Origin of the sequence: Chitinophaga sp. (assembly GCF_035761305.1) — a bacterium.
GTDB lineage: Bacteria > Bacteroidota > Bacteroidia > Chitinophagales > Chitinophagaceae > Chitinophaga.
The window spans coordinates 1-3,681 of the sequence record NZ_DASTRI010000067.1; the positions used below are offsets into that span (position 1 = coordinate 1).

3 protein-coding genes are annotated in these 3,681 nt (G+C 47.5%); all 3 read right to left on the bottom strand.

The genetic code is table 11. From position 1 onward, the window contains the following. Positions 1-1,058: hypothetical protein (locus tag VFS25_RS06420; protein WP_326461300.1), on the bottom strand; the 1,058-nt coding region annotated here is incomplete at its 3' end. A 93-nt stretch (positions 1,059-1,151) separates the two neighbouring features. Further along, the gene (locus tag VFS25_RS06425; RefSeq protein WP_326461301.1) at positions 1,152-2,495 is read right to left on the bottom strand and encodes an HlyD family secretion protein; all 1,344 of its coding nucleotides are present in this window, start codon (positions 2,493-2,495) and stop codon (positions 1,152-1,154) included. Between the two features lie 33 nt (positions 2,496-2,528). After that, on the bottom strand, positions 2,529-3,681 hold a 1,153-nt coding region (locus tag VFS25_RS06430), incomplete at its 5' end, for a peptidase domain-containing ABC transporter (protein ID WP_326461302.1).

The following is a 3,681-nucleotide window of genomic DNA, read 5'->3' on the forward strand; positions in this document are numbered from 1 at the left end:
AAACGGTATTCTGTTTCCGCATAAGCAAACTGCGTGCTTTTAAAATAGCCGCCCACGTACCCGCGCCCGCTGCGGAAGCTGGGATCGCGGGTGGTGCCGGGCAGCTCAAGAAAGGGCACCTCACCGGAAACCACGCCCGAGCCCCAGGTCCAGAAGGCAATCACGTGCTCGGGATTGCGGGCCGACAGGCTGAGGTATTTCCTGAAATCAACCGTAAGCTGCAATGCGTTTTTAGTGCTGCCTATCCAGGTTTGGTTGGCCCGCACGCCTACATTAAAGTACATACCCTTATAGGCGCGGTTGGGATTATCGCGTGTAATATACTGCACGTCAAAAAGAAACCCGTTAGCCAGGTAGTGATCATCATCAAACCCATACCGCTGGTTATAAATTCTGTACGGGGTAAGCACCGTATCATATTTTGAATTGGAGATCTTTCTTCTTATATCAAACTGCAGGCCTGCTCCCAGGTAAAGATGGGGCTTTACCTCCCGGTACACCTTTTCAAAAAATTTATAGTATTGCGCATGCCAGATATACCCTTTCCGGGTGGGATTAGAGAGTATATAGTTTTCATGGCTTTCACCGGCGGCGCGGCCTATGCCCAGCCCAAAATCGGGCGTAACAGTTTTGGCTGCCACCAGGCTGCCCTGGAGGTTCCATTTATTGCCCGGCGTAAAAACATTATGGCTGATATAAAAGTAGACAATGCCTTTGGTGGTAATGGATGCAGAAGTTGCTGCTACTGACATGTAAGTGGTGGGATCTTTCCCCAGTACTTTGCCTGCCACCGCTTTTATGCCAATCTGGAACCCAATGGTAGGGTTGGCTGCTATATTGGGCACTACCGTAATACCAGACCTTTTATTAAGCGGCTTGGGCTTTTTGTTGGGGCGCAGCACATCGTTGATCAGGTCACCCACATCATACTGCCGTTCAAGATCGTTGGCCCTGCGGGCTGCCTGCTGCTCCTGTTCGGTGAGCACTTTCGGGTGCGTGGTATCTACCGGCGATGCTACCTGGCTGTAAACGCGTTGCTGAAATATCAGGCTCAGCATTAATATAGGTAAATAAAGCCTTACTATTATTTTTTTTGTGGACATATAACTGCCTTAGCAAACGGTGTTCCATAAAAAGGGAATGGAGCCGGCTTACGATTTCTTTGCCGACGCCATTTTCACAATATTGTAATAAATCCTGTTGAACAGCCGCATATTGCGTGTGATCACTATCCCCTCTGCCCGCAGGCCGTTCTTGTATTGAACCGGGCGGTTATAGTTGGTAACCAGCTTACTGCCTATGGCGGCTGTGGCAAGAAAACCGCTGTCGGAGGGCACTTTTGAGATGTAAGTTATTTTACTGTCAATAAATCCGAATTCCTGGTAGGGATAGGCATTAAACCGTAGCTGCACATGCATGCCCGTATCTATTTTTCCGAAATTTATTTGCGGCAGCTGCAGTTCCGCGTAGTAGGTGGTTTGGGTGGGCACTACATATCCCAGTAATTTGCCTGACTGTAAAAATATATTCTCCTGCAAAGGAACAACAAACGCAATTTTACCATCAACCGGCGACCTTAACACATATTTCTGCATCCATTCGGCCACATTGCTTTTAAGCGTTTCAAGCATTTGCTCAAAAATAAGCTTTTGCTGGGCAATGTCATGATCCAGCTGGAATATCTCCTTTTGCTTATCCCTGAGCTGATAGCCGTTTGAGATACCGGCAGCGTTGAGCTGGGGCAATGCCGACTGTTTATTCAGCAGCTTCCTTTTCTCGTTGCGCAGCTCTTCCCGTGAAATTGCCTTTTGGTGATACAGCATATCGCTCATGTTCAGCGATTCTTCCGCCAGCTGCAGATCCTGTTCCGCTATTTCTATTTGTTTGTTCACCGTTTTTGTGAGCTGGTTAAGTGAAATAATGTCCTGCTCCAGCATTTTCTTTTTACGGTCGTAAAAGCCGTTCACAAAATAATCGCTGAACTGCTGGTAACCGGCAATCAATTGCTGGTAGGGCATTTGCAGCTCTCCCAGGTGTGTAAAGCGCTGGCGGAACAGGGCAGCCACTTTCCCGGGCCGGCCCGCGGCTAATAAAAAAATGCTGCTGTCCAGCTGCTTTGATAACGCAATTACTTCCTGGTGGCTGGCCGTGCTTTCGATCCACCCGATAATATCCTGTTTTTTAACTTCGGCGTCATTTTGTTTAAACAGCTTTACAAGGCGCCCCTCCTGCCTGGTTACAATTTCCTTTGGTGCATGGTTTGCGGTTAAAATGGCCTTTGCCTCCACCATATCGGGGTATTCAATAAACCAGGTAGATGCCAGCAGCAATAAGAATATGCACAAAAAAACCGGCAAAGCCCATCCTTCCAGGAAGTCGGGCCTGCGCGATATGATCTCCGTTGCCAACTCTGACCTGGCGGCTGTTTTCTTTCCGCCGTTTGGCCGGAGGGGAACAGCAAGTATTTCTTTATCAATGGGAATGTTATTTGTCATAACAATGGGGATTTTACAGGGTTTGGGTGTACTTTAGCTGCCTAACTCCAGCTGATTTTTTACCAACTGGAAGTATTTGCCGTTCAATGCAGATAAATAACCATGCGTGCCTTCTTCAACGATCTTACCTTCATGTAATACGATGATGTTATCGGCATTTTTTACCGTACTTAACCGGTGCGCTACTACAACAACGGTGCGGCCTTTAAAAAACTCGTGCAGGTTTTCCACGATTGCTTTCTCGTTATTGGCATCCAGGGCGTTGGTGGCTTCGTCGAAGAAAAGGTATTGCGGATCTTTATACACCGCCCTGGCTATCAAAATACGCTGCCGTTGCCCCTGGCTTACACCCACTCCGTCGGCCCCCAGCTTTGTATGAAAACCATTGGGCAGCGATTCAATAAATGATAGTATCTGCGCTATCCTGCACGATCTTATTAATTTATCGTAGTCCGGCATTTCATCTCCAACGGCTACGTTCCTGGCAATGGTATCATTAAATATGTAGCCGTCCTGCAGCACAGCGCCGCACTGGCTGCGCCAGAAAGAGGGGCTGATATGTTTTAAATTATTGGGCCCTACCTTTAAGTTTCCTTCAAAGTGATCATAGAACTTAAGCAGCAGCTTTAGCAGGGTTGTTTTGCCGCTGCCGCTCACGCCAACAATAGCGGTAACCTTGCCTTCATCAATTTTCATATTCACATCTTCCAGCACCGGATCATTACCGGCGCCGGGATAAGCAAAAGATAAATTTTCAATCTCAATGCTTTTATCTTCCGGCAGCTGGTGCAGGTAAGATTTATCCGCCGGTTCCTCATCCTGCAGCTCATGCACTTCATTTAACCGCTCCATGCTGATCTTTGCATCCTGTGCGCTTTGCGCAAACCCAATCAGCTGCGATACAGGGCTGCTCAGCTGCCCGATGATATACTGTACCGCCAGCATGGTACCAAAAGTAAGCTGACCTTCCACTACCATTTTGGCTACCAGGAATGTTATAATAAAATCTTTCCCCTGGTTAATGAACAAGGCGCCGATCTGCTGTATTTGCCCGTAGTTAAGGCTTTTAAAATTCAGCTTAAAGATGTAGGCCTGTAAATTTTCCCACTCCCATCTTTTCAGCTGCTCTGCGTTATTGAGCCTTATTTCCTGCATACCCTGCACCAGCTGTAATGTTGCATTATTT

What these genes read in the sequence shown, in the direction of transcription:
- VFS25_RS06425 (WP_326461301.1), bottom strand. Translation starts at nt 2,495, where the DNA reads ATGACAAATAACATTCCCATTGATAAAGAAATACTTGCTGTTCCCCTC.